The following is a 22337-nucleotide window of genomic DNA, read 5'->3' as shown; positions in this document are numbered from 1 at the left end:
TTTTGTTAAGAATAGTTTTTAAAAAATGACAAACAGTTAATTGTATAACATTATGAAATTTTCACTCAAAATCGTCCTCATCAACATTATTGTCAGCGTGGTCATTATTCCAACGCGGGGGCGTTTTTTGAATTAAAAGTATGTTCATACATAACTCAAAAACCCCCGCCCTTAAAAAGCGGGGGTTTTTTTATGAATTTTATTTTTAATAAATCTTATTTTTATGAATAATAAATGGGCAAAATAAGTGAGGAATCAATGTTAGCAACACAGTGGATAGTAAAAACTTTAAAAGAAAAAGGTGTAACCACCGTTTTTGGATATCCTGGTGGACAAATTATGCCGCTATACGATGCACTTTATGATGGTGGTATTGAACATGTACTTTGTCGCCACGAACAAGGTGCAGCCATGGCAGCTATAGGCTATGCCCGAGCAACAGGCAAAACTGGCGTTTGCATTGCCACTTCTGGCCCCGGTGCAACCAACATCATCACAGGTCTTGCCGACGCCTTAATTGATTCAGTACCGATTGTTGCCATAACAGGACAAGTTCCCACAAAGCTTATTGGTACTGACGCCTTTCAAGAAGTGGATGTTTTAGGATTATCACTTGCTTGCACCAAACACAGTTACTTAATTGATGATGCTAAAGATTTACCCAATACCTTAGAGCAGGCCTTTGATTTAGCCAGTTCGGGCAGGCCGGGGCCAATATTGATTGACATCCCCAAAGACATACAGCTTGCCAACCTAGATTATCAAAACTTTTTATCGCCATCCTTAACCAAAACCGCTCAAAATAACACTCAATTATATCCAATCCTGCCTGATGATATAAACCAAGCTAAACAAATGATCACCCAAGCTAAAAAACCAATTCTTTACATTGGTGGTGGGGTTGGGCTTTCTGGCGCAATTGCCGAACTAAGGCAATTTATGGCATTAACGAACATTCCAAGTGTATCAACCCTAAAAGGACTTGGCGTAGCCGATCTTAATAACCCTTATTATTTAGGATTAATTGGCATGCACGGCGCCAAAGCGGCTAATTTAGCAGTGCAAGAGTGCGATTTATTAATTGCGTTAGGGGTGCGGTTTGATGATAGAGTAACGGGCAATCTTAACGAATTTGCACGGCATGCTAAAGTGCTGCACGTTGATATCGACCAAGCCGAAATCAACAAATTACGCCAAAGCCATTTAGGATTGCAAGGTGACATAAAACACGTGTTACCGTTGCTAAATCAAACGGTATCAATAAGCACATGGCATCAAAGGATTGATGAATTAAAAGCACTGCATCCAACCCGTTATGATCACCCTGGCGAAGCCATTTATGCACCAGCATTATTAAAAACCCTATCAGAGCGTAAATCGGCTGATGCAGTTATTACAACCGATGTTGGACAACACCAAATGTGGACAGCCCAGCACATGCGCTTTACCCACCCACAAAACTTTATCACATCAAGTGGGCTTGGCACTATGGGATTTGGTTTACCTGCTGCCGTTGGTGCACAAATGGCAAGACCGAATGACTGCGTTATCTGCGTATCGGGCGATGGTTCATTCATGATGAATGTTCAAGAACTCACCACTATCAAACGCAAACAGCTACCAATAAAAATGGTATTAATTGATAACCAGCGCCTAGGCATGGTTCGCCAATGGCAAGAGTTATTTTTTAACGAAAGATACAGCGAAACAAATCTATCTGATAACCCCGACTTTTTAACGCTAGCCAAAGCGTTTGACATACCGGGGCAAACCATCAGCAAAAAGTCACAAATAAACGGTGCGCTTGACAACATGTTCAATTCCAAAGGTGCTTACCTTTTACATGTATGCATAGACGAATTAGAAAACGTATGGCCACTAGTCCCCCCCGGCGCTGCCAATGAAAACATGCTAGATAAAAGTGGTAAGGAGTAAATAATGAATGAACAAACGCAATATCAATTGACTATAAAAGCGCATGATAATTTAGGAACGCTAGAACGAATATTACGCGTAATCCGTCATCGTGGTGCGCATATTAAGTCAATGCAAATGCAAACAACCGAAAACAACACAATAATAATGACGCTACAATTAACGACTGAAAGATCGCTATTTACATTACAAAATCAAGTAGCAAAATTAGAAGATGTTATTACAATTGAATAAAAATAAAGCCAAGGTTAGTAAATAACTTAACAGTTAAACAAGCACAAACTCAGGGTATAATGCTTAACCATTAAAGCAAAATACTTACAGCAAAAAATACTTATCAAATAAAAAATAAAGAGGAAAACAAAAATGGGTTCTACAGCAAAATCGGATTATATTTGGTTTAATGGCGAAATGGTTCCATGGGCAGATGCTAAAGTACATGTTATGTCACACGCTTTACATTATGGAACTTCAGTATTTGAAGGGGTACGTTGTTATGATACACATAAAGGCCCGGCTATTTTTCGCCACAAAGAACACGCACAAAGGCTGTTAAACTCAGCTAAAATTTATCGTTTTCCTGTCCCTTATTCGCTTGAAGAAATTATGGAAGCGACTCGCCAAACTATCAAAAAAAATAATTTAAAAAGTGCTTATATTCGCCCACTTGTTTTTGTTGGTGATGTAGGCATGGGAGTCAACCCACCTGCTGGCTATCAAACCGATGTCATGATTGCCGCATTCCCATGGGGGGCTTATCTTGGTGAAGAAGCTTTAGATCAAGGTATTGATGCAATGGTTTCATCGTGGCATCGGGTTGCATCAAACACCATCCCTGCAGCAGCTAAAGCCGGCGGTAACTATTTATCGTCATTATTAATTGGATCTGAAGCACGAGCAAATGGCTTTCAAGAAGGTATTGCTCTCGATGTGCATGGTCACCTATCAGAAGGCGCGGGCGAAAACCTATTTATCATAAAAGATAACATTTTATATACCCCTGTTCTATCGTCTTCCGCGCTTCCGGGTATTACTCGCGACGCAGTGCTAACACTAGCACGAGACATTGGCATAGAAGTGCGTGAGCAAACACTATCACGTGAATCACTTTATTTAGCCGACGAAGTGTTTATGACTGGCACCGCAGCGGAAATCACCCCCGTGCGCAGTGTTGACCGCATCCAAGTGGGGATTGGTCGTTGTGGTCCAATCACCAAACAAATACAACAAACATTTTTTGGCTTATTTAATGGTAAAACCGAAGACAAATACGGTTGGTTAGATCCAGTTAAATAACAGATAAAACCAAAATCCGCCAAATGTATTGGCGGATAACTTTTTTAACGTTTGATTAATTTTAAAAACTACAAACCGCTAAATACGGTTACTTGCATAAAACTTGGGAGCAAAAAATGCCTAAATATCGTTCAGCAACCTCGGTCGAAGGCCGAAACATGGCTGGCGCCCGTGCATTATGGCGTGCAACTGGCGTTAAAAATGAAGACTTTGGTAAACCCATCATTGCGGTGGTCAACTCATTTACCCAATTCGTACCGGGGCATGTTCATCTAAAAGATATTGGTCAACTGGTTGCCAAACAAATTGAAGCATCCGGTGGTATTGCCAAAGAGTTCAATACGATTGCCGTTGATGACGGCATTGCCATGGGGCATGGTGGCATGCTCTATTCATTACCATCGCGCGAACTTATTGCTGATTCTGTCGAGTATATGGTTAATGCACACTGTGCCGACGCCATGATCTGCATCTCAAACTGCGACAAAATCACTCCCGGCATGTTAATGGCATCGCTTCGTTTAAATATTCCAACCATTTTTGTTTCTGGTGGACCAATGGAAGCAGGCAAAACCAAACTTTCCGATCAAATCATAAAATTAGATCTGGTCGATGCCATGATCCAAAGTGCTAACCCAAATGTCAGCGACGAAGACAGCAAAGCCATTGAAGAATCGGCCTGCCCAACTTGTGGCTCTTGTTCAGGCATGTTTACTGCTAACTCGATGAACTGCTTAACCGAAGCTTTAGGACTATCCCTACCCGGTAATGGCTCATTAGTTGCCACACACAAACAGCGTGAACAACTCTTTTTACAAGCAGCAAAACGCATTGTTGAAATCACCAAACGCTATTATGAGCATGATGATGAATCTTACCTGCCTCGTTCAATTGCAACAAAAGCAGCATATGAAAATGCCATGTCATTAGACATTGCTATGGGTGGATCGACCAACACCGTTTTACATCTGCTAGCAACAGCACAAGAGGGCGAAATTGACTTTACAATGTCAGATATCGACAGATTATCACGCAAAGTCCCACATCTATGCAAAGTGGCGCCAAGCACTGCAAAATATCATATGGAAGATGTGCACCGTGCTGGTGGCGTGGTATCGATCATGTCTGAATTAGATAAAGCAGGCCTGCTCAATGGTAATGTTCACAACGTACTTGGTTTATCATTGCAAGAAACCTTTGCTAAATACGACATCAAACAAACTACCGACGAAACCGTCAAAAAAATGTACCGCAGTGGTCCTGCTGGCATTCGCACCACCAAAGCATTTTCGCAAGACTGCTATTGGGATTCACTTGACGATGACCGTGTAAATGGTTGTATTCGTGATATAGCCCACGCCTATAGCCAAGATGGCGGGCTTGCCACACTCTATGGTAACGTAGCACTAGATGGCGCAATTGTTAAAACGGCGGGCGTTGCTGCTGAAAATCTCATTTTCCGAGGTCCTGCCAAAGTATTTGAAAGCCAAGAAGATGCCGTCGATGCCATTTTAGGCGGAAAAGTAGTAGCAGGTGATGTGGTTGTTATTATTTACGAAGGACCAAAAGGCGGACCGGGTATGCAAGAAATGCTCTACCCAACTAGCTACCTAAAATCAATGGGACTTGGCAAAGCTTGTGCCCTGATTACTGATGGACGATTTTCAGGGGGATCATCGGGCTTATCAATCGGTCACATCTCACCAGAAGCCGCAAGTGGTGGGGTTATAGGGCTAGTTCGTGATGGCGATATAATCGATATTGATATTCCAAATCGAAAACTGGTATTAGATGTTCCTGCTGATGAGCTTGAACGCCGTCGAGTCGCTGAACTAGAGCGTGGTGACAAAGCATTTACCCCTCATCACCGCAATCGCCAAGTCTCTTATGCACTTAAAGCTTACGCTAGCTTAGCAACCAGTGCAGACAAAGGGGCCGTTCGTGATAAAAGCAAACTTGGAGGTTAATGTGAAACAACAAAACACGCAATTCACAGGCGCCGACTACTTAAAAGCAACGCTTTGCAGTGCTGTTTATGACGTAGCCGAAGTCACTCCGCTTGAAAAGATGGAAAAAATCTCAACACGATTAAACAATCAAATTTTTGTTAAGCGCGAAGATCGCCAACTTGTCCACAGTTTCAAAATCCGTGGCGCGCAAGCCATGATAGCAAGCTTAAATGAAGATGAACGCAAATGCGGTGTTATAGCCGCATCAGCTGGCAACCATGCGCAAGGTGTCGCCTTTTCGGCGACTAAATTAGGCATCAGCTCTTTAATTGTTATGCCACTAACCACTGCTGATATTAAAGTCGAAGCAGTAAAAAGCTTTGGCGGTGAAGTGCTTTTGTACGGTGCCAATTTTGACGAAGCCAAAGCCAAAGCCATGGCACTGGCCAAAGAACAAAAACGCATCTTTATTCCCCCGTTTGACCACCCACTTGTCATTGCAGGGCAAGGAAGTATCGCCATGGAATTATTACAACAAAATGCCAAACTCGACCGCATTTTTGTACCCGTCGGTGGGGGCGGGCTTGCAGCTGGCGTTGCGGTATTAATCAAACAAATCATGCCATCAATCAAAGTGATTGCAGTCGAACCTAAAGACTCCGCTTGCTTAAAAGCGGCTTTAGATGCCGGCCACCCAGTTGATTTAGATCGTGTTGGGCTTTTTGCCGAAGGCGTCGCCGTTAAACGAATTGGAGACGAAACATTCAGGCTTTGCCAGCAATATATCGACGACATCATCACCGTTGATAGCGATGAAATTTGCGCAGCAGTAAAAGACCTATTTGACGATGTGCGTGCCATTGCCGAACCCTCTGGCGCTGTGGCACTGGCAGGGATTAAAAAGTACGTAGAGCAGCACAACATCAGCGGTGAAAACCTTGCTCACATATTATCGGGGGCTAATTTAAATTTCCACAACTTACGCTATGTATCAGAACGTTGCGAACTTGGCGAAAAGCGTGAAGCCCTGTTTGCTGTCACCATTCCCGAAAAGAAAGGCAGTTTTTTAAAATTCTGCCAACTGCTTGGCGGACGCTCAGTGACCGAATTTAACTACCGCTACCACGACGACAAGTCTGCCTACATTTTTGTGGGCATTAAAATTGCGCAAAGCAACGAAAAAGATGGCATCATGCAAGAACTTACCGCCGCAGGCTACCCTGTTGTGGATCTGACCGAAGATGAAATGGCAAAACTGCATGTTCGTTACATGATTGGTGGCAAACCGTGCAAACCGATTCAAGAACAAGTGTACAGTTTTGAGTTTCCTGAATCACAAGGCGCTTTGCTTAAATTCTTGCAAACATTAGGGACAAATTGGAATATCTCAATGTTCCATTACCGTAGCCATGGCACCGATTATGGTCGAGTGCTTGCTGCGTTTGAAATTAGCGAAAGTGATAATAGTGAATTTGATCAGCATTTGAAAGCTTTGGGTTATGGTTTTCATAATGAAACAAAAAATCCATCACTTAAGTTGTTTTTGACAAATTAGAGTAAAAACTAGTAACCACTATCCACCTATTAAGGTGGATAGGTTTAGTTAGGTAAATTAATTTTCAAAATTGATACTAGAATTATTTCTTATAAAATACCGAACTTAATCCCCAAACGGTATAGACTCCTGAATATTTTTTACAAAAATAATTAGGAAAACAGTAACGATGAAAATGGCAAATATTTAGATGAACTTATCTTATCAGCCAAAACAGGACATGAAGATCATTTGTTCTTTTATTCGTCTTTAGTGCTTAATAATCTATTTTATGTACATGTCAAAGCCGATTATGAACTCGGGTATTTTACTAATGTCAAAGATAACCATTATGACTATAAAACGAATGTTAATTTAACTTACCAGTTTAAAAATAATCAATTTTGGCGAAAGGAATATAAGCTTAATTGCCAGACACTTGATCTTAAAGGCTATTTAAATAACATCGATAAAAAGCAGTTTGCTGACGTTGCTGATGTTGCCACTTTTAATGATTATATTGCTTGCTATCCTGTATCTGAACATCTTAATACATATAGAAAAATCGCTAGCCATATCAGAGATACTCGTTACCATTTTTTAAGTAATGCTAACTATAATCAACTTAAACAACAAGTTAAAATCATCTTAGAAGATTAGTCTATGATTTAAATCTGTTTCTTTTATGATTATAATTCCCTCCTATTCGTGGCGTGAATAAGAATTTCGCCACGAATGGATGACGGTAAGTAAGTACGGTAATTGAGCAATAATAAAAACAAGTGCTGCTACGGTAATTTAATATGATCAATATAGCCTTTAACAATATTGATGCTTTTGTCAAAGCGTTGCTTTTCATTTTCGGTAAAGTCGAGTTTGATCACTTTTTTAATACCATGCTGATCTAAAATTGCAGGAACACCAATCGCAACATTTTTATAGCCATATTCGCCGTTTAAAATACAGCTAAGCGCTAAGGCACGGTGGCTATTAGTGAATATGTGTTGGCAGATTTCGGTGATAGTACTGGCAATACCGTATTCGGTGCAGTGCTTACGGTTAGCTATTTCAAAGCCCATTTTTCGAGCTTGAGTGCCAATTTGTTCAAAATCAATTTTGTTTTTTTCTAAATCACTAAGATTAATGCCATAAACCGATGAATGCGACCAAACAGGGAATTGTGAATCACCATGTTCACCAACAATAAAGGCGTCAATACTTTGTGGACCAATATCCATTTTTTCGCCCAATAATCGGCGTAATCGTACGGTATCAAGCCATACGCCAGTACCAATTACGCGGTGGCGTGGTAGCCCTGATAGTTGCCAAACTTGATAAGTAATCGCATCACAAGGGTTGGTGGCAATTAAGAAGATGCCTTTAAATCCGCTTTTCATCATGTTAGGCACGATACTTGCGATAATTTTAGATGTGCCAGCAAGCTCTTCGGCTCGACTTTTTTGAGCAATGCCTGATGTGACGGTGATAATGGCTATGTCAATGTCTGAACAATCAGTTGATTCACGCAGACTAACTTTGACCATGTTTTGCCGATAGGCCGCCGCATCTAATAAATCTTGTGCATGTCCATAGGCTAATTCTTTATTAAGATCAACAAGTGCGATTTCTTCACAAATACCTCGATTTACTAATGTATAAGCCGTTGTTGATCCCACATTCCCCACGCCAATAATCATCACTTTTCTCAGTTTCATACTTATCCTCCCCTATTTTATTTGGATTAAAAAGGAACTATTTGTTTACCCTTATACTCTCGTTAATTAAAGATTCAAGTCAAAATGACTAATTAATGCTATTGTTAAAAATCTACAAGGTAACAATTCTATTGAGGTTAATTATTGAACGATTATTTTTTTATTGTTAAACTGCCATCAATTATAGATGAAAGGAAACTATTAGATGAAAAATAAAATAATTCTAGGATTAACTCTAGCCACACCATTAGCAGTAAATGCACTTGAATTACAAGGAACTCAAACCTACACTGATGAAATTAATGTTCCTGTTACTCACGATTTAAATAAAGTTAATGGAGAAATCACATCAGGTATCCATATATTTGCTAACAGCAATACTGTTTTTGAAAAAAATGTCACTATCAATATCCAAAGAGAAGATAACCACATCGAAGATGGAAGGGAAATTTCTGGATTAAATTCTTTCCTTTCACCTCATTCGACATCCTCTACCATTTTTAATGGTGATCTTACAATTCATATGCAAGGACATAATTCTGATGCAATTAATATCTTTGGAGATTCATCAATTGTTGTTAATGGGAAAACTACACTTAGCGTTAGCGATCGTGAATCGTCAGATGCAATTTCTGTAACAGATGGAAATGTAACATTACATGGCGAATCAGTTATTGATGGGAATATTGTTGCTTATGATGCAGGAGTAATAAAAATCAATAATAAATCAATAATTCATGGTGATATAGAAGCAATTAATAATGGAACAATTATATTAAATTTAACTGCTGGTTCAAAAATTGTAGGTCACGTGACAGGACTTTACAATCCTGATGAAGTTAATCTTGGTGAGACCACTGGAATTATAAAAATGAATCTTGCCAAAGGCGCTTCTTGGGAAATAACCGATGAAGATTCTTACCTTACCGAACTATCTGGACAAGGTTCGATAAAATTTGTTAATGATAATTCTAATGGTAATTATGGAGAGTTAACCATTGAGAATTTAAAAGGTGAATCAAGTTTTGATTTACGTACCGACATTGCTGCTGCAAAAAGCGATAAAATTATTATTTCAAAATCAGCTGACACAAATCGTCCTATATCAGCAGAAGGAACTCATACCCTAAATTTAACAAATAATGGAGCGTCTAATACCACAGGTAAAGAAAAATTGACGTTAGTTAAAATTGATGACAATGCAACAAGTACTGCTGAGTTTAAAATCAATCATGATGTTGAACTTGGTGGTTATCAATATTCTTTAAAAAAAGATGGGAAAGATTATGTATTAACTGCTAATCCTATTACTTCGTCGGCAATGGCTAGCGCCGGATTTCTTAACAGTAATTACTTAATGAGTTATGTTGAAACCCAAACACTGCTAAAACGTCTTGGCGACATGCGAACAAGTGGGCAGTTTGGTGATGTTTGGTTACGCGTTTTTTCCGGTAAGTTGGATTCGTTTTCGGGTGGTAAATTAAGTAAATTTGATATGAGCTACCATGGTTTCCAATTTGGTGCAGATAAACAGCTATCTGAAGATTCACCTTTTGTAGTCGGTGCTTTTGTTGGGCAGACTTATGGTGATCCAAATTATCATAAAGGTGATGGCTCTTTAAAATCATTTAATACCGGCCTTTACGCAACATATTTAAGCAATGATGGATTTTATGTTGATGGTGTTGCTAAATATGCTCGCCAAAAAAATCACTTCAAGGTTAAAGATACTGCCAGTAATCACGTTCAAGGAACAGGCCATACCAATGGACTGGGCTTATCTTTAGAGTTAGGTCAAAAATACAAATTAAATGATTTTTATATTGAACCACAATCTCAATTATCTTATAGCCATCAAAACGCTACATCAATTAATGCGACTAACGGGCTTAAAGTAAAATTAGGTAATTATAATTCGTTAATTGGTCGAGCATCTGCATTATTTGGATACGAAATCAATTCTGATAACAATAATATCAATATCTATGCTAGAACAGGAATTGTTAGAGAATTTAATGGTGATACTTACTATAAATTAAATACTAATAAAGAAAGCCATTCATTCAAAGGTAATTGGTGGAATAATGGCGTTGGTATCAGCGCACAGCTTAATCAACAACATAATATTTATTTGGATTTAGAAAGCTCACCAGGTAACCGATTTGATTTATTACAAGCCAATGCTGGATATCGTTTTTCTTTCTAATTACCAATAAAATTGGCTGCCCCATTGTCCTAAATGCCATAAATCCTATACGCTAAAAATAGGGTTTATGGCAATTTTTTTCATGATTTTTTATGCTAACTATTAGTTAAATAGACGGAACTATCTACTATTTAATTTAGTTTTATATACAATGAATTAAGACTATCGTTATAACAGTATTAAAGCAATACTAAAGTAATAAGCAGTAAATTTTAGGAAATATTTGACTTTATTTGTTTAAATGATAATAATTCTCATTAATATTTGTTATTATTGTTTATCATAACGCTGTTTCACTATTATCACTAATTAAATAAGACGTTATTTTTTTGATTGGTTAATTACTCTATTTGTTAATAACTATCACTGAATTTTATTATTTGATTATGTGCAAGGAGTCGCTAATGAAGTTCAATTTTTTAAAAAACCGCAAAACGTTATTAAAGGTTATTTTAACTTCGTTAATTATTTTGACTGGTCTGTCCAAATGCGCCCACGCAGCAGATAAGAAATTCAAAGTCGTTACCACTTTCACTATAATTCAAGATATTGCACAAAATGTCGCTGGCGATGCCGCTGTGGTTGAGTCAATTACCAAAGTTGGCGCTGAAATTCATCAATACGATCCCACCCCACAAGATATTACTAAAGTACTTTCAGCCGATTTGGTGTTATGGAATGGGCTTAATTTGGAACTTTGGTTTAAACGTTTTTTTGAAGATGTCAAAGATGTACCATCTGTTGTGGTAACAGACGGTATTGAGCCAATGCAGATCCAAGAAGGTAGTTATAAGGGTAACCCAAACCCACATGCTTGGATGTCACCAACTTTGGCGTTAGTTTATGTCGAAAATATCCGTGCAGCATTGGTTAAATATGATCCCAAAAATACCGAGATTTATAATAAAAATGCGGCTGATTATATTGCCAAAATTAAAGCACTTGATACCCCATTACGTGAGCGGTTAGCCAAAATCCCTGATGAAAAGCGTTGGCTTGTGACCAGTGAGGGGGCTTTTAGTTATTTGGCTCGTGACTATAATTTGAAAGAAGCTTACCTATGGCCTATTAATGCCGAGCAGCAAGGTACACCTCAGCAAGTTAGACGTTTAATTGATTTAGTTAATAAAAATCACATCCCTGTCGTTTTTAGTGAAAGCACCATTTCAAGCAAACCCGCTAAACAAGTAAGCAATGAAACGGGCGCAAAATATGGTGGCGTTTTATATGTTGATTCGCTTTCAACAAAAGATGGGCCTGTGCCAACGTATATTGATCTATTAAAAGTAACGGTTGAAACCATAGCTAAAGGATTCGAAGAATAATGACTCAAATTTGCTTGAATGTTGATGACATCACCGTGACTTATAATAATGGTCACACCGCAATTCATGATGCTAGCTTCCACTTAAATGGTGGCACTATTTGTGCTTTAGTTGGAGTAAATGGTAGTGGTAAATCGACTTTATTTAAAAGCATTATGGGAATGGTTAAACCAACTCGTGGTCGGGTGACGTTTAATGATATGTCTGTTAATCAGGCTTTAAAGCAAAATATTATTGCTTATGTGCCACAGACGGAAGATGTAGATTGGGATTTTCCTGTTCTTGTGTCAGACGTTGTGATGATGGGGCGATACGGGCATATGTCTTTTTTACGTATCCCAAGTAAAGAAGATAAAAAGCAAGTCGATATTGCGCTTGAACGTGTCAATATGCTTGATTTTAAGTATCGTCAAATTGGCGAGCTTTCTGGCGGGCAAAAAAAACGTGTATTTTTAGCCCGTGCTTTAGCTCAGCAGGGTAGTGTTCTATTGTTAGACGAACCTTTTACTGGCGTAGATGTTAAAACCGAAAATGCCATTATTGATCTTTTGAAAACTTTGCGTGCTGAAGGCCATTTAATTTTGGTATCAACCCATAATTTAGGTAGTGTGCCTGAATTTTGCGATCAGGTGGTGTTAATTAATCAAACAGTATTGGCATTTGGCCCAACTGAAACCACCTTTACACCACAAAATTTAATGACCACCTTTGGTGGTGCACTGCGTTACCTTAGCCTATCGGGCGATAAATTACACGAAAACGAAGATCCCCGTAAAGTATCGATCTTAACTGACGATGAACGTGCAGCCATTTTTTACGGTGAAGGTAAACATGATTCTCCTCATCAAGATTTGTTGGTTAACCATGTCGAAAACGAGCAAAAAAGGCCAAAATAAATGGAACTGTTACTTGAACCATTCACCTATGATTTTATGTTCAAAGCTATTTGGGTAAGTAGTCTTGTTGGTGCGGCTTGTGCTTTTTTGTCAGCTTTTTTGATGTTAAAAGGCTGGTCGTTAATGGGCGATGCGCTTTCGCATTCAGTGGTGCCGGGCGTTGCAGGTGCTTATGCCTTGGGGTTGCCTTATTCGGTTGGTGCGTTTTTTACTGGATTGCTCGCAGCGCTTGCCATTACCTTAGTTCGCACTTTTACACGGTTAAAAGCGGATGCGATTATTGGTTTTATTTTTTCAACTTTTTTTGCTATCGGTTTGTTGATCATTTCGCTCAATCCGACCTCGGTCAATGTGCAAACAATTATTTTTGGTAATATTCTTGGCATTGACGATAGCGATATGTGGCAAGTACAAATCATTATTTTGGTGTCATTTATATTACTTTTCTTTTTTTGGAAGGATTTGTTAGTGGTTTTTTTTGATGAAACCCATGCCAGATCCATTGGTTTACAACCACTAAAACTAAAAATTCTATTTTTTACCATCTTAAGCGCCTGTACCGTTGCGGCACTGCAAACTGTTGGGGCTATTTTAGTTATTGCGATGGTTATCACACCAGGAGCAACGGCTTATTTATTGACAAATCAATTTTCACGGTTGTTGATGATTTCAGTTGCAATTGGTGCTGTAAGCAGTGCTGTCGGGGCGTGGATTAGCTATTATTTAAATGGCGAAACAGGTGGCGTGATTGTAACGCTACAAACGCTGATTTTTATTGCCGCATTTTTATTTGCACCACAGCAAGGGCTTATTTCAAATCGCCTTAAAATACGTCAAAGCCGATTAAATAAAAGGGGAAAAGTATGACCGAATTTTGTGAGTTTATTTATTACCCACTTACCCTACCCCTTATTCAACGCGCAATTTTAGCCGCGTTAGCCACAGGTGTTGTTTGTGCTTTGCTTTCTTGTTTTTTGGTGCTAAAAGGCTGGTCATTAATGGGTGATGCGATTTCACACGCTGTTTTGCCAGGGATCGTGTTGGCGTATTTAGCAGGAATCCCCATTATCATTGGCGCATTTGCATCAGGATTATTTTGCTCAGTGGCAACAGGTTATATTAAAGAAAATAGTCGAATTAAAGAAGATACCGTCATGGGCATTGTGTTTTCGGGGATGTTTGCGTTTGGTTTGGTGCTGTTTTCAAAGGTAGATACCTCGCAACATTTAAACCATATTTTATTTGGTAGTGTGCTTGGAACAAGTTATGACGAGCTTAAACAAATTATCCTTATTGCCACAATTGTGTCGATCTTAGTTATTATTAAACGCCGTGATTTAATGCTGTACTGCTTCGATCCGCTGCAAGCCAAAGTGGTTGGTTTGCCTGTCAAGCTGTTACATTACGGGCTATTAAGTGTGCTAGCTTTAACTATTGTTGGTTCATTAAAAACAGCTGGCATGATTTTAGTGATAGCAATGTTAATCGCTCCGGGCATTATTGCTTTTTCGTTAACTAAGCGCTTTGAGCGGATGTTAGTCATTGCGGTACTGGTTTCAGCATTTTCAACCGTATTAGGGACGTTAATAAGCTATTATGTTGATGCATCAACCAGTGCAAGTATTGTTATTTTACAAGCAATCTTATTTTTACTGGCCCAAATTTATCAATTTATTGCTAATAAAAAAATCGCCGTTAAAACGGCGATTTAAGTAACATTTAAAATCATTATGACAAAAATATGCCAAGCATTACTGTATACGTTTTTATTGTTATTCGTCATCTAAATATTTACTAGCATCAGCATAATTATCAAAGCGTGAAAACTGGCCTTGGAATTTTAATCTAACTTTACCTATTGGGCCGTTTCGTTGTTTGCCTAAAATAATTTCAGCAATGCCTTTATGTTCTGACGCCTCGTTATAAACTTCGTCACGATAAATAAACATGATCACATCGGCATCTTGCTCAATCGATCCTGATTCACGCAAGTCTGAGTTAACCGGTCTTTTATCAGCACGTTGCTCTAAACTACGGTTAAGTTGCGATAGCGCAACGACAGGAATTTGTAACTCTTTTGCCAAGGCTTTTAGTGAGCGTGAAATTTCTGCAATTTCTAAGGTTCGATTTTCAGAAATATTGGGAACTCGCATAAGTTGCAAGTAATCCACCATGATCATACTTAAACCTTTATGTTCACGATAAATACGTCTGGCTCTTGAGCGTAATTCCATTGGCGTCAAACCCGATGAGTCATCGATATAAATGTTTTTCTTTTCAAGCAATAACCCCATAGTGCTTGAAATTCTTGCCCAGTCGTCATCTTGTAGTTGCCCTGTTCGAATTCGGGTTTGATCAACTCGTGAAAGTGACGCTAACATACGCATCATAATTTGTTCTGATGGCATTTCTAAACTAAATATCAGCACAGGCTTTTCTTGCTCTAGTGCTGCGTTTTCGCATAGATTCATGGCAAATGTAGTTTTACCCATTGATGGTCTTGCGGCAATAATAATTAAATCAGAACGCTGTAAGCCAGCCGTTTTTTTATCTAAATCAACATAACCGGTTGAAACCCCTGTCACACCATCATGCGGACGTTGAAAGAGCTCCTCAATCTTAGCTACAGTTGACTCTAACACTTCAGTAATGCTTTTAGGGCCTTCACCTTGTTTGGTTCGGCTTTCAGCAATTTGGAAGATTTTGCTTTCCGCAAAGTCTAAAATTTCGGTACTATCACGCCCTTCAGTGGCATAACAGTTATCGGCAATATCATTTGATGCACTGATTAATTCACGCAAAATCGCTTGTTGGCGAATAATATCACTATAAGCAACCACATTAATTGCACTTGGCGTGTTTTTAGACAGCTCCGCCAAATAGGCAAACCCCCCAACATCAGCCAAAATATCTTTACTTTCAAGGCTTTCTGAAAGGGTAATTAAGTCAATTGGCGTACCTTTGCTAACCAAAGTATGCATTTCAGAAAAAATCAATTGGTGATGACGTGAATAAAAATCCCGTTCGGTGATCATTTCTGATACCGCATCCCAACGTTGATTATCAAGCATCAAGCTACCAAGCACCGCCTGTTCAGCTTCGATCGAATGAGGTGGAAGCTTGATATTATGGAGTTTTGATTTTTTCGCTTCTTGGTTTCTTGAATCTTTACTTGCACTTTTTTCGTTACTATTCATGACATTTATCTTTTAATTTGATTCAATCTTAAGTGGTTTTATCTATTTTATGCTTAGTTTTATAACTAACTCTATAACTTATTTTGTCACTTATTCTATAAATAGCGGGCCTAATGCCTGCATTGGTATTTGGTATTGAGCAGGATAATCAACTTGAACTAAATACAACCCCTCAGGTTTTGCCGTTGCTGCCGCTTGTGTTCTGTCTTTAGCTTGTAACAGTTCGCCAATCCACTCTGGGCGCTGATTACCTGTACCAACCTCAAGTAAGCTACCGACAATATTGCGTACCATATGGTGTACAAATGCGTTGGCCTTAATATCGACAATAATATATTCGCCCTGCCGCCAAACTTCAATGTGGTGAATATTGCGCCAAGGCGTTCTTGATTGACACTGAGATGCTCGAAAAGAGGAAAAATCATTTTCGCCTAATAGATACTGCGCTGCTTGGTGCATTAAGCTTTCATTCAACGGCAAATAATAATGCGATACCCCTTTGGCTAAAATGGCTGGGCGATAGCGATGATTATAGATCACATAACGATAACGCCGAGCTGTGGCACTAAACCGAGCGTGAAAGCTATCATCGACATTTAGTGACCAACGCACAGCTATGTTATCGGGTAAATGCGAATTCACGCCCATTGTCCAAGCACTAGCTGATCGCTCGGCTTGAGTTTCAAAGTGGATAACTTGCCCTGTTGCATGCACGCCTGCATCTGTTCTTCCTGCGCAAAATACGGTTATGGGTGAATTAGCAATCATTGATAGTGCCGATTCTAGCCTTTCTTGGATAGAATCAACCGACTGTTGCCGTTGCCAACCAAAATAAGCACTGCCATCATATTCAATACCAAGGGCAATTTTATATATAGTCATTAATGAGGATCTCAAGCGTTTCAATTAGCATTAATGCGCCTAAATAACGGATATTATCGGCTACTGACCAAAATTGAATTTGTTCATAATGACCATAACTGTGTCGTAAATTAGACAATTTAATGGTGAGTTGGCTTTCAGATTCGGTGCTCACTTCGGTCACTGGGGTGGGCAAGTTATCGCCTTGAACTTCAACACCAAATTCGCCAAAACGCGCCATATCTAATTCAATTGGTAAACTACTTGATACATTAATGGCTTGCGATACGCCATAAAACACGGGCACAATCACTGACTCAATAGAGACAGGAAGTTCATAATTACTCAATACTTTACGGATTTGGTTCACTTGTGATTTTTCACCTAATATCGCATCATCCTGTTCGTGTGATATAGGCAATAAGTTAAAGGCTAATTGTTTATCAAACAGTTGATTATCAACTGGCATACCATTTAATAAACGCGCACTTTGCCCTGCAAGTTCATCAACACCAGGCTTGCCATATAATGAGGCTGGAATAAAACTAGTTACATGTAAATTGGTTAATAACGCTATATCAGTCAACGATGCAACACAGCGCAATAATTGGCACACAGTGGCACTTGCAACAGCGACGATATTTTCATTACGGTATTCGGTTAATACACTATTATTAACTTTAGGAACGACAAGAGGAATATGATCCTGCTCGGCAAAATAACCACTCGCATCAATCACCACACAACCTGCCTCTGCGGCAACTTGTGCATATTTTTCACTAGTTTTTGCGCTCGCTACAAAAAAGGCAAAATGGCACTCGCTCCAATCCATTTGTGCACTATCAATTACGGTTAAATTCTTGCCAGAAAAGCGAACAATTTCGCCAGCACTATTATCACTACCAACTAGATAGAGATTTTCAATTTTTAGATTATTATCTTGTAAACCACGTTGTTGTAGTAATTCAACTAGCGCAGAACCTACTTGCCCTGTCGCCCCAACAATAGCAATATTCCATGCAGACATATTTATCAACCCAAATAAAAAATTTAGCGGTAATTATATCACTATATTGTCAAAGATAACGGAAAAAGATATTTCTTGATTTTGGAACACAGATCGACAAAATAAAATTTGATCCCTTACAAAAAAAATTAATATCGGTAAAGTGATAAGTCATTTTAGTTAACTTTATTTATTATTATGACAAAAATCACCCTATCAACGATTGCTAAAAAAGCCAACACGTCTGTCGCTTCGGTTTCTAGAGTGCTAAAAAAACCACATTTAACCTCACCTCAAATACAACTACGCGTTTATCAAGCTATTGAGGAATTAAATATGGATACTTCAAAAAATTTCAAACCCTATAAACCCATACATAACAGCGGAAAGATATTAATTATCGATAATCAACTTTATTCAAAAAGCTTAATCAATGCAGGATTAGAGCTAGTTTTAAAAGAAGAACAGTTTCAAATGTTTTATTTGCAATTTCCTTATCATAATAAAACTGATATCCATCATATTATTCGTTATGTTGCTCAACATGCATTTGATGGCATTATTATTATTAATGATGCACCTTACTTAAAAACGCTAGTTGCTTATAAAACCACATTACCGCCCATTGTTTTAGTTAATCACTTTTCGCTTGATTTTATTTGTGTTGACTTTGATCATTTACTTATTGGCCATCAAATAACAAAATATTTGATTGATAAGTCACATACCAAAATTGCTATTTTGCTTAATAATGAAAAATTAACGAGCTCTACACTTTTACTACAAGGCTATAAACAAGCTTTAATGCGCGCCAATATTACTATTGAGCCTAGATATATTATTCATGGCTGTTTTACCTATCAACATGCCAGATCAGCGGTTAAAAAACTAATAAACGGCACAAAATCACCTTCAGCGATTATTTGTACCGATAATTTTAGCTTAAATTGTTTGGATAAAAGCGATGATAAAGACCACAACCAATCACCCGATAGCATGATTTTAGGTGCCGTACACCAAGCCAATGAAAGCCAATCAAAACTTACAAAACCACTTACAATATCGTATTTTAGCTCATCTAAAGAACTTAAATACAATCAATTAGATACCCTAAGCAGAATAAACAAACCTTTGTTTGAAATGGGACAAAAATCAGCAACTTTACTGTGTGAACTAATTAAAAGCACAGCAAAACCCACTAAGCGCTGTAAAATTATAGAAGCAGAATCGATATTTTATTAATGTTTGAGCCGTTCGGTTTATCGCTAAATTGTTTGTAATTAAGTCGATTATGGAGCTTACCTTGTAGATTTAAACTAAAAGGTATCTGTTTGGATCGGCTACACTAATTCATACAACTTTTTTAAGGGGTAGACTTATCACAAATATCATTAAAATCCATATCTATTTTAGGCTCTTTTTTTAATACTAAAAATTCTTGCCACTGTGCTTTTACTGATAGGTTATTGGTGATTTTTTCTTCGGCAAGGAGCAGGAATTGTTCCTGCTCATCTTGTATGGGAAAGTCTAAACTGGTGGCATTATCGCCGTCTATACTGAGTTCGTATATTGTCATGGTCTAAAATAATAACCTACCCCAACGGCTCACCGCCTGTTTCTATATTAATAAACACCATACCCGTAGGGTTTACGTCCATTATGGCTTTAGCGACGGTTTCATGGAATAATATTTTTGAGGGAGATTCTCTTAACACAAAAATTAATCGCTCTTCTAGCGGAATTTTATTTAATACTTTTTTGTCTAAGATAAATTTTGATATGTTGTAAACTAGATATTTATAGGTAAATTCAGATTTTTCCTTATCCATTGCATGGTATCTATTTTCTGTTTTTAAACAAAAATAATCTTCAATCAAATCGCCTTTAGGGGTGGTGAGTTCTGTTTCAATAAACCTTACTCCTTTGGGTGTAAAGGATTTAATCACCTCAATGATCTTATCGGTTATATAAACCTCCGGACCGGATAAAAAATCTGCCATCACGGGATTACGGGGAATAGTGCCATTAAACTCTAAATAGACTAATGTTGCGTTTCTATCATCATCTTCCGGTTCATACCCCACTTCTCTAATAAGTGGATATGCCTGATCTGATTTTCTTCGTATAAAATAATAATTTTCCATGTTTTATTTAAATTTAAAGGGTTGTAAGTTTTTTCTTTCAATAAAATAGTTTCGGTGGTTATTCGTTATAACGGTAGCATGTTGCATGCTTCCTGCAACGCATTTTTTATCTTGTAACTTGGTTTTGATTTCGTCTGCCTTTTGACTATTGGAATAAATAGCAGACATTAGTTCACGAACATTCATTGATTTTAAGCTTGGGTCGGCTTGTTTAAAAAAAGCTCTTTTATCGGGCAGATTCTTTTGCCCGCAGCAGCCTATACCGCCGGATTTATAATCAAAACCGTCGGAGGTCAGTGTCCAGTTAAACAAAATAAGCTCACGAAAAAGAGATTGACTTAAATCATCTAATGCATTAATAAAGTTTTCGGCTAAACTTTCCATTTCATCTTTGTCTTTTTTACAAAGATCCTGTTCTTCTATATAAGATTTACAAATATCAGCGACTAATGTATTGACATGATCTTCATACGTTAATATGGTTAACTCATTAGCAATATCATAGGAAGAAAAAATAATATCTTCTTTTTGGTTAAATTTCTTGCTCCACTCATCTAATTTTTCTGTCATGCCTTGCAGGGTATCTATATCCCTATTTTCTTCTTTTTTTATAAACGTCACCCCGTGTCCGCCTCTATGCAGCGGTACTCCAAAGTGGCAGGCAACTTTCATGGTGGTAGGTAGCAATACACCATTTTTGGAATGGTTAATATTATATCCTAAAAAAAGCGCTAAATGTTGATATTTTAGTTTTTGTGCCATTGAGGCTGACGTAACTAAGTGATGCGCCTCTACGCCGTTACGTTCATTCTTATCGTATTTGTTGGTTTTTTCTGATTCTAAATAAAAAGGGTGCTTTTTAAAGGTTTTATGGTAGTGAAGATTAACTACATTACCGCCTAAAGTTGGTCCATGCCCCACAGGGTAACCCTCTTGTATTCTGCCTCTTTTATGTGTCTTGCTTTTTGCGGTAAATTCTTTATTGCAAACAGGGCATGTTAACGGATCTTTCCATTTTCCGGATTTGTTTCGTGGCATATTCCTTAATATTAAAATTCATTTATATTATTTGTGTTTTTCATTATTTAAATCCTTGAAATCTTTCTATATTTATGGCTCGAAATTGATAATTTTTATATTAATAGATACCTTGATATTCTTCAATATTAATAAATACTACGCCGGTGGGTTCTAGTTTTTTAATTTCGTCTACAACTGTTTTATAGTATAAATACGTTCCAGCTTCTTCGCGTAAACGCCAGCCTAAGCGTTTGCTTAACGGGATCTTTTTTAGTACTTCTTTGTCTAGTACTACTTTATTGATAAAATAAAGTTTGCATTCTTCATCATATTCATAATCTGATTTAGTTTTATCCAGGGCTTCATAGGTATTATCATCAACATAAATACAGTAATAATCTTCGATATACCCGCCTTTTCGGTCGGATAACTCTACCGGCACAATCCGTACGCCTTCCATATTCATAGCCATCATAACATCCGCAATGCGTTTGGTTACAAAATCTTTAGACCCTGTTAAGTAGTCTGCCAATACGGGGCGGCGGGGTAAGGGATCACCAAGTTCGGCTTCAACCGTTTCGGCATCTTCATCCAGAATATCGATCATTGGATAAGCCTGGTCTCCTTTTCTTTGCATAAAATAGTATTCAAAATCATTCATGTTGTTTGTGTTTTTCATTATTTAAATCCTTGAAATTTTTCTATATTTATTCTTTCCTGATAATAGCCGGTATTATTATTCCGATGATGGTTTGGGGTTACGGCTCCGGCTGTGCAAGTAAAATCAGCATCCTTCAAATTATTACACGCCTCTATTGAGGAATAAAGCACCCCCCAAAATTTTTTGGCATTGCTGGCGGCTAATCTTTGAGTACCTTTTAATTTTTCTTTCAGCAGCTTTCGTTTTGTTTCCTGATCGTCGCAACCGCAGCAACCAATATTGCCGGGCGAATACGAAAAGCCATCAGCGGTTATTGTCCATTTAAAGGTACTGATTTTTTTAAATATGACTTGACTCAGTTTATCCATACCAATTATAAAATCCTTAGCTAATTCTTGCTGCTTGTTTTTATCACAAATATCTTGTAATAAATAATCTTCGCAAATTTTTTTAAGTAAGCTTTTTACGTGGTCTTTATGTAAATACCCCATTTTTAGCACAAAACTAACATAGAAAATCACGCTGCCTGTTTTAGTGTTTTATACTCAATCGGTGTCATGTTATTTAACGCCTCATGCGGTCTTTCGGTATT

At 38.0% G+C, this 22337-nt stretch carries 21 protein-coding genes; 12 read left to right on the top strand and 9 right to left on the bottom strand.

The window, feature by feature from the left end:
• Positions 1-258 precede the first annotated feature (258 nt).
• The 6 genes from ilvG (at position 259) to GQ590_RS04595 (ending at position 7374) form a co-directional block, all read left to right on the top strand.
• The gene (gene ilvG / locus GQ590_RS04620) at positions 259-1935 is read left to right on the top strand and encodes an acetolactate synthase 2 catalytic subunit (RefSeq protein ID WP_160406367.1); all 1677 of its coding nucleotides are present in this window, start codon (positions 259-261) and stop codon (positions 1933-1935) included.
• A gap of 3 nt (positions 1936-1938) precedes the next feature.
• Positions 1939-2169: an acetolactate synthase 2 small subunit gene (gene ilvM, locus GQ590_RS04615; RefSeq protein WP_160406327.1), complete on the top strand. Its 231-nt coding sequence runs from the start codon at positions 1939-1941 to the stop codon at positions 2167-2169.
• A gap of 132 nt (positions 2170-2301) precedes the next feature.
• Entirely contained in the window at positions 2302-3231 is a 930-nt protein-coding gene (locus tag GQ590_RS04610; protein WP_160406328.1) for a branched-chain amino acid transaminase, read from the top strand.
• Between the two features lie 116 nt (positions 3232-3347).
• Positions 3348-5198: a dihydroxy-acid dehydratase gene (ilvD, locus tag GQ590_RS04605; protein ID WP_160406329.1), complete on the top strand. Its 1851-nt coding sequence runs from the start codon at positions 3348-3350 to the stop codon at positions 5196-5198.
• A gap of 1 nt (position 5199) precedes the next feature.
• Positions 5200-6735: a threonine ammonia-lyase, biosynthetic gene (gene ilvA, locus GQ590_RS04600; protein ID WP_160406330.1), complete on the top strand. Its 1536-nt coding sequence runs from the start codon at positions 5200-5202 to the stop codon at positions 6733-6735.
• A gap of 252 nt (positions 6736-6987) precedes the next feature.
• The gene (locus GQ590_RS04595) at positions 6988-7374 is read left to right on the top strand and encodes a hypothetical protein (RefSeq protein ID WP_160422546.1); all 387 of its coding nucleotides are present in this window, start codon (positions 6988-6990) and stop codon (positions 7372-7374) included.
• A 128-nt stretch (positions 7375-7502) separates the two neighbouring features.
• Here the strand turns inward: GQ590_RS04595 and GQ590_RS04590 are convergent, their stop codons facing one another.
• Positions 7503-8435, bottom strand: a complete 933-nt coding sequence (locus GQ590_RS04590) for an L-lactate dehydrogenase (protein ID WP_368669149.1) — start codon at positions 8433-8435, stop codon at positions 7503-7505.
• A 199-nt stretch (positions 8436-8634) separates the two neighbouring features.
• On the opposite strand from GQ590_RS04590, the gene GQ590_RS04585 reads away from it, so the two are divergent.
• The 5 genes from GQ590_RS04585 to GQ590_RS04565 all read left to right on the top strand — a co-directional run bounded on the left by GQ590_RS04585 (position 8635) and on the right by GQ590_RS04565 (position 14568).
• Positions 8635-10635, top strand: a complete 2001-nt coding sequence (locus GQ590_RS04585; RefSeq protein WP_160406333.1) for an autotransporter outer membrane beta-barrel domain-containing protein — start codon at positions 8635-8637, stop codon at positions 10633-10635.
• 404 nt (positions 10636-11039) lie between these two features.
• Positions 11040-11960, top strand: coding sequence for a metal ABC transporter substrate-binding protein (locus GQ590_RS04580; RefSeq protein WP_202112874.1), 921 nt, complete (start codon positions 11040-11042; stop codon positions 11958-11960).
• Positions 11960-12856 (top strand): manganese/iron ABC transporter ATP-binding protein, encoded by an 897-nt coding sequence (locus GQ590_RS04575; RefSeq protein WP_160406334.1) that lies wholly within the window; start codon positions 11960-11962, stop codon positions 12854-12856. Before GQ590_RS04580 ends, GQ590_RS04575 begins: the two co-directional genes overlap by 1 nt.
• On the top strand, positions 12857-13723 hold the full coding sequence (locus tag GQ590_RS04570; protein WP_160406335.1) for a metal ABC transporter permease: 867 nt from the start codon (positions 12857-12859) through the stop codon (positions 13721-13723). It begins immediately after the preceding gene.
• Positions 13720-14568 carry a metal ABC transporter permease gene (locus GQ590_RS04565; RefSeq protein ID WP_160406336.1) on the top strand — a complete coding sequence of 283 codons (849 nt, stop codon included), beginning with the start codon at positions 13720-13722 and terminating at the stop codon, positions 14566-14568. The genes GQ590_RS04570 and GQ590_RS04565 overlap by 4 nt, the downstream gene beginning before the upstream one ends.
• 60 nt (positions 14569-14628) lie before the next feature.
• Here GQ590_RS04565 and dnaB read toward each other — a convergent pair whose 3' ends face one another.
• The 3 genes from dnaB to GQ590_RS04550 form a co-directional block, all read right to left on the bottom strand.
• The gene (gene dnaB, locus GQ590_RS04560; protein WP_160406337.1) at positions 14629-16053 is read right to left on the bottom strand and encodes a replicative DNA helicase; all 1425 of its coding nucleotides are present in this window, start codon (positions 16051-16053) and stop codon (positions 14629-14631) included.
• A 90-nt stretch (positions 16054-16143) separates the two neighbouring features.
• Positions 16144-16935: a tRNA pseudouridine(38-40) synthase TruA gene (truA, locus tag GQ590_RS04555; RefSeq protein WP_160406338.1), complete on the bottom strand. Its 792-nt coding sequence runs from the start codon at positions 16933-16935 to the stop codon at positions 16144-16146.
• Positions 16922-17941, bottom strand: a complete 1020-nt coding sequence (locus GQ590_RS04550) for an aspartate-semialdehyde dehydrogenase (RefSeq protein WP_160406339.1) — start codon at positions 17939-17941, stop codon at positions 16922-16924. The genes truA and GQ590_RS04550 overlap by 14 nt, the downstream gene beginning before the upstream one ends.
• A gap of 177 nt (positions 17942-18118) precedes the next feature.
• Between GQ590_RS04550 and GQ590_RS04545 the strand changes: the two genes are divergently transcribed.
• Complete coding sequence (locus tag GQ590_RS04545) at positions 18119-19162, top strand: LacI family DNA-binding transcriptional regulator (protein ID WP_160406340.1); 1044 nt, start codon at positions 18119-18121, stop codon at positions 19160-19162.
• A 121-nt stretch (positions 19163-19283) separates the two neighbouring features.
• Here GQ590_RS04545 and GQ590_RS04540 read toward each other — a convergent pair whose 3' ends face one another.
• From GQ590_RS04540 to GQ590_RS04520, 5 genes are all read right to left on the bottom strand, one after another.
• A complete protein-coding gene (locus GQ590_RS04540) occupies positions 19284-19496 on the bottom strand; it encodes a hypothetical protein (RefSeq protein ID WP_160406341.1) in 213 nt (70 codons plus the stop codon).
• 16 nt (positions 19497-19512) lie between these two features.
• Positions 19513-20064: a DUF1629 domain-containing protein gene (locus GQ590_RS04535; protein ID WP_160406342.1), complete on the bottom strand. Its 552-nt coding sequence runs from the start codon at positions 20062-20064 to the stop codon at positions 19513-19515.
• Between the two features lie 3 nt (positions 20065-20067).
• Complete coding sequence (locus GQ590_RS04530) at positions 20068-21102, bottom strand: AHH domain-containing protein (protein WP_160406343.1); 1035 nt, start codon at positions 21100-21102, stop codon at positions 20068-20070.
• 100 nt (positions 21103-21202) lie between these two features.
• Positions 21203-21763, bottom strand: a complete 561-nt coding sequence (locus GQ590_RS04525) for a DUF1629 domain-containing protein (protein WP_160406344.1) — start codon at positions 21761-21763, stop codon at positions 21203-21205.
• Positions 21763-22236 (bottom strand): hypothetical protein, encoded by a 474-nt coding sequence (locus tag GQ590_RS04520; RefSeq protein ID WP_160406345.1) that lies wholly within the window; start codon positions 22234-22236, stop codon positions 21763-21765. The genes GQ590_RS04525 and GQ590_RS04520 overlap by 1 nt, the downstream gene beginning before the upstream one ends.
• Between the last annotated feature and the right edge of the window lie 101 nt (positions 22237-22337).

Origin of the sequence: Gilliamella sp. Lep-s35 (assembly GCF_009795845.1) — a bacterium.
GTDB lineage: Bacteria > Pseudomonadota > Gammaproteobacteria > Enterobacterales > Orbaceae > Gilliamella.
The sequence above is the reverse complement of the archived record's forward strand: the minus strand, read 5'-3'. Positions and strand labels throughout refer to the sequence as shown.

What these genes read in the sequence shown, in the direction of transcription:
- GQ590_RS04550 (WP_160406339.1), bottom strand. Translation starts at nt 17,941, where the DNA reads ATGTCTGCATGGAATATTGCTATTGTTGGGGCGACAGGGCAAGTAGGT.
- GQ590_RS04575 (WP_160406334.1), top strand. Translation starts at nt 11,960, where the DNA reads ATGACTCAAATTTGCTTGAATGTTGATGACATCACCGTGACTTATAAT.
- GQ590_RS04585 (WP_160406333.1), top strand. Translation starts at nt 8,635, where the DNA reads ATGAAAAATAAAATAATTCTAGGATTAACTCTAGCCACACCATTAGCA.
- ilvG (WP_160406367.1), top strand. Translation starts at nt 259, where the DNA reads ATGTTAGCAACACAGTGGATAGTAAAAACTTTAAAAGAAAAAGGTGTA.
- GQ590_RS04525 (WP_160406344.1), bottom strand. Translation starts at nt 21,763, where the DNA reads ATGAAAAACACAAACAACATGAATGATTTTGAATACTATTTTATGCAA.
- GQ590_RS04520 (WP_160406345.1), bottom strand. Translation starts at nt 22,236, where the DNA reads ATGGGGTATTTACATAAAGACCACGTAAAAAGCTTACTTAAAAAAATT.
- GQ590_RS04545 (WP_160406340.1), top strand. Translation starts at nt 18,119, where the DNA reads ATGACAAAAATCACCCTATCAACGATTGCTAAAAAAGCCAACACGTCT.
- dnaB (WP_160406337.1), bottom strand. Translation starts at nt 16,053, where the DNA reads ATGAATAGTAACGAAAAAAGTGCAAGTAAAGATTCAAGAAACCAAGAA.
- GQ590_RS04580 (WP_202112874.1), top strand. Translation starts at nt 11,040, where the DNA reads ATGAAGTTCAATTTTTTAAAAAACCGCAAAACGTTATTAAAGGTTATT.
- ilvD (WP_160406329.1), top strand. Translation starts at nt 3,348, where the DNA reads ATGCCTAAATATCGTTCAGCAACCTCGGTCGAAGGCCGAAACATGGCT.
- GQ590_RS04570 (WP_160406335.1), top strand. Translation starts at nt 12,857, where the DNA reads ATGGAACTGTTACTTGAACCATTCACCTATGATTTTATGTTCAAAGCT.
- truA (WP_160406338.1), bottom strand. Translation starts at nt 16,935, where the DNA reads ATGACTATATATAAAATTGCCCTTGGTATTGAATATGATGGCAGTGCT.
- GQ590_RS04535 (WP_160406342.1), bottom strand. Translation starts at nt 20,064, where the DNA reads ATGGAAAATTATTATTTTATACGAAGAAAATCAGATCAGGCATATCCA.
- GQ590_RS04565 (WP_160406336.1), top strand. Translation starts at nt 13,720, where the DNA reads ATGACCGAATTTTGTGAGTTTATTTATTACCCACTTACCCTACCCCTT.
- GQ590_RS04540 (WP_160406341.1), bottom strand. Translation starts at nt 19,496, where the DNA reads ATGACAATATACGAACTCAGTATAGACGGCGATAATGCCACCAGTTTA.
- GQ590_RS04610 (WP_160406328.1), top strand. Translation starts at nt 2,302, where the DNA reads ATGGGTTCTACAGCAAAATCGGATTATATTTGGTTTAATGGCGAAATG.
- ilvM (WP_160406327.1), top strand. Translation starts at nt 1,939, where the DNA reads ATGAATGAACAAACGCAATATCAATTGACTATAAAAGCGCATGATAAT.
- GQ590_RS04530 (WP_160406343.1), bottom strand. Translation starts at nt 21,102, where the DNA reads ATGCCACGAAACAAATCCGGAAAATGGAAAGATCCGTTAACATGCCCT.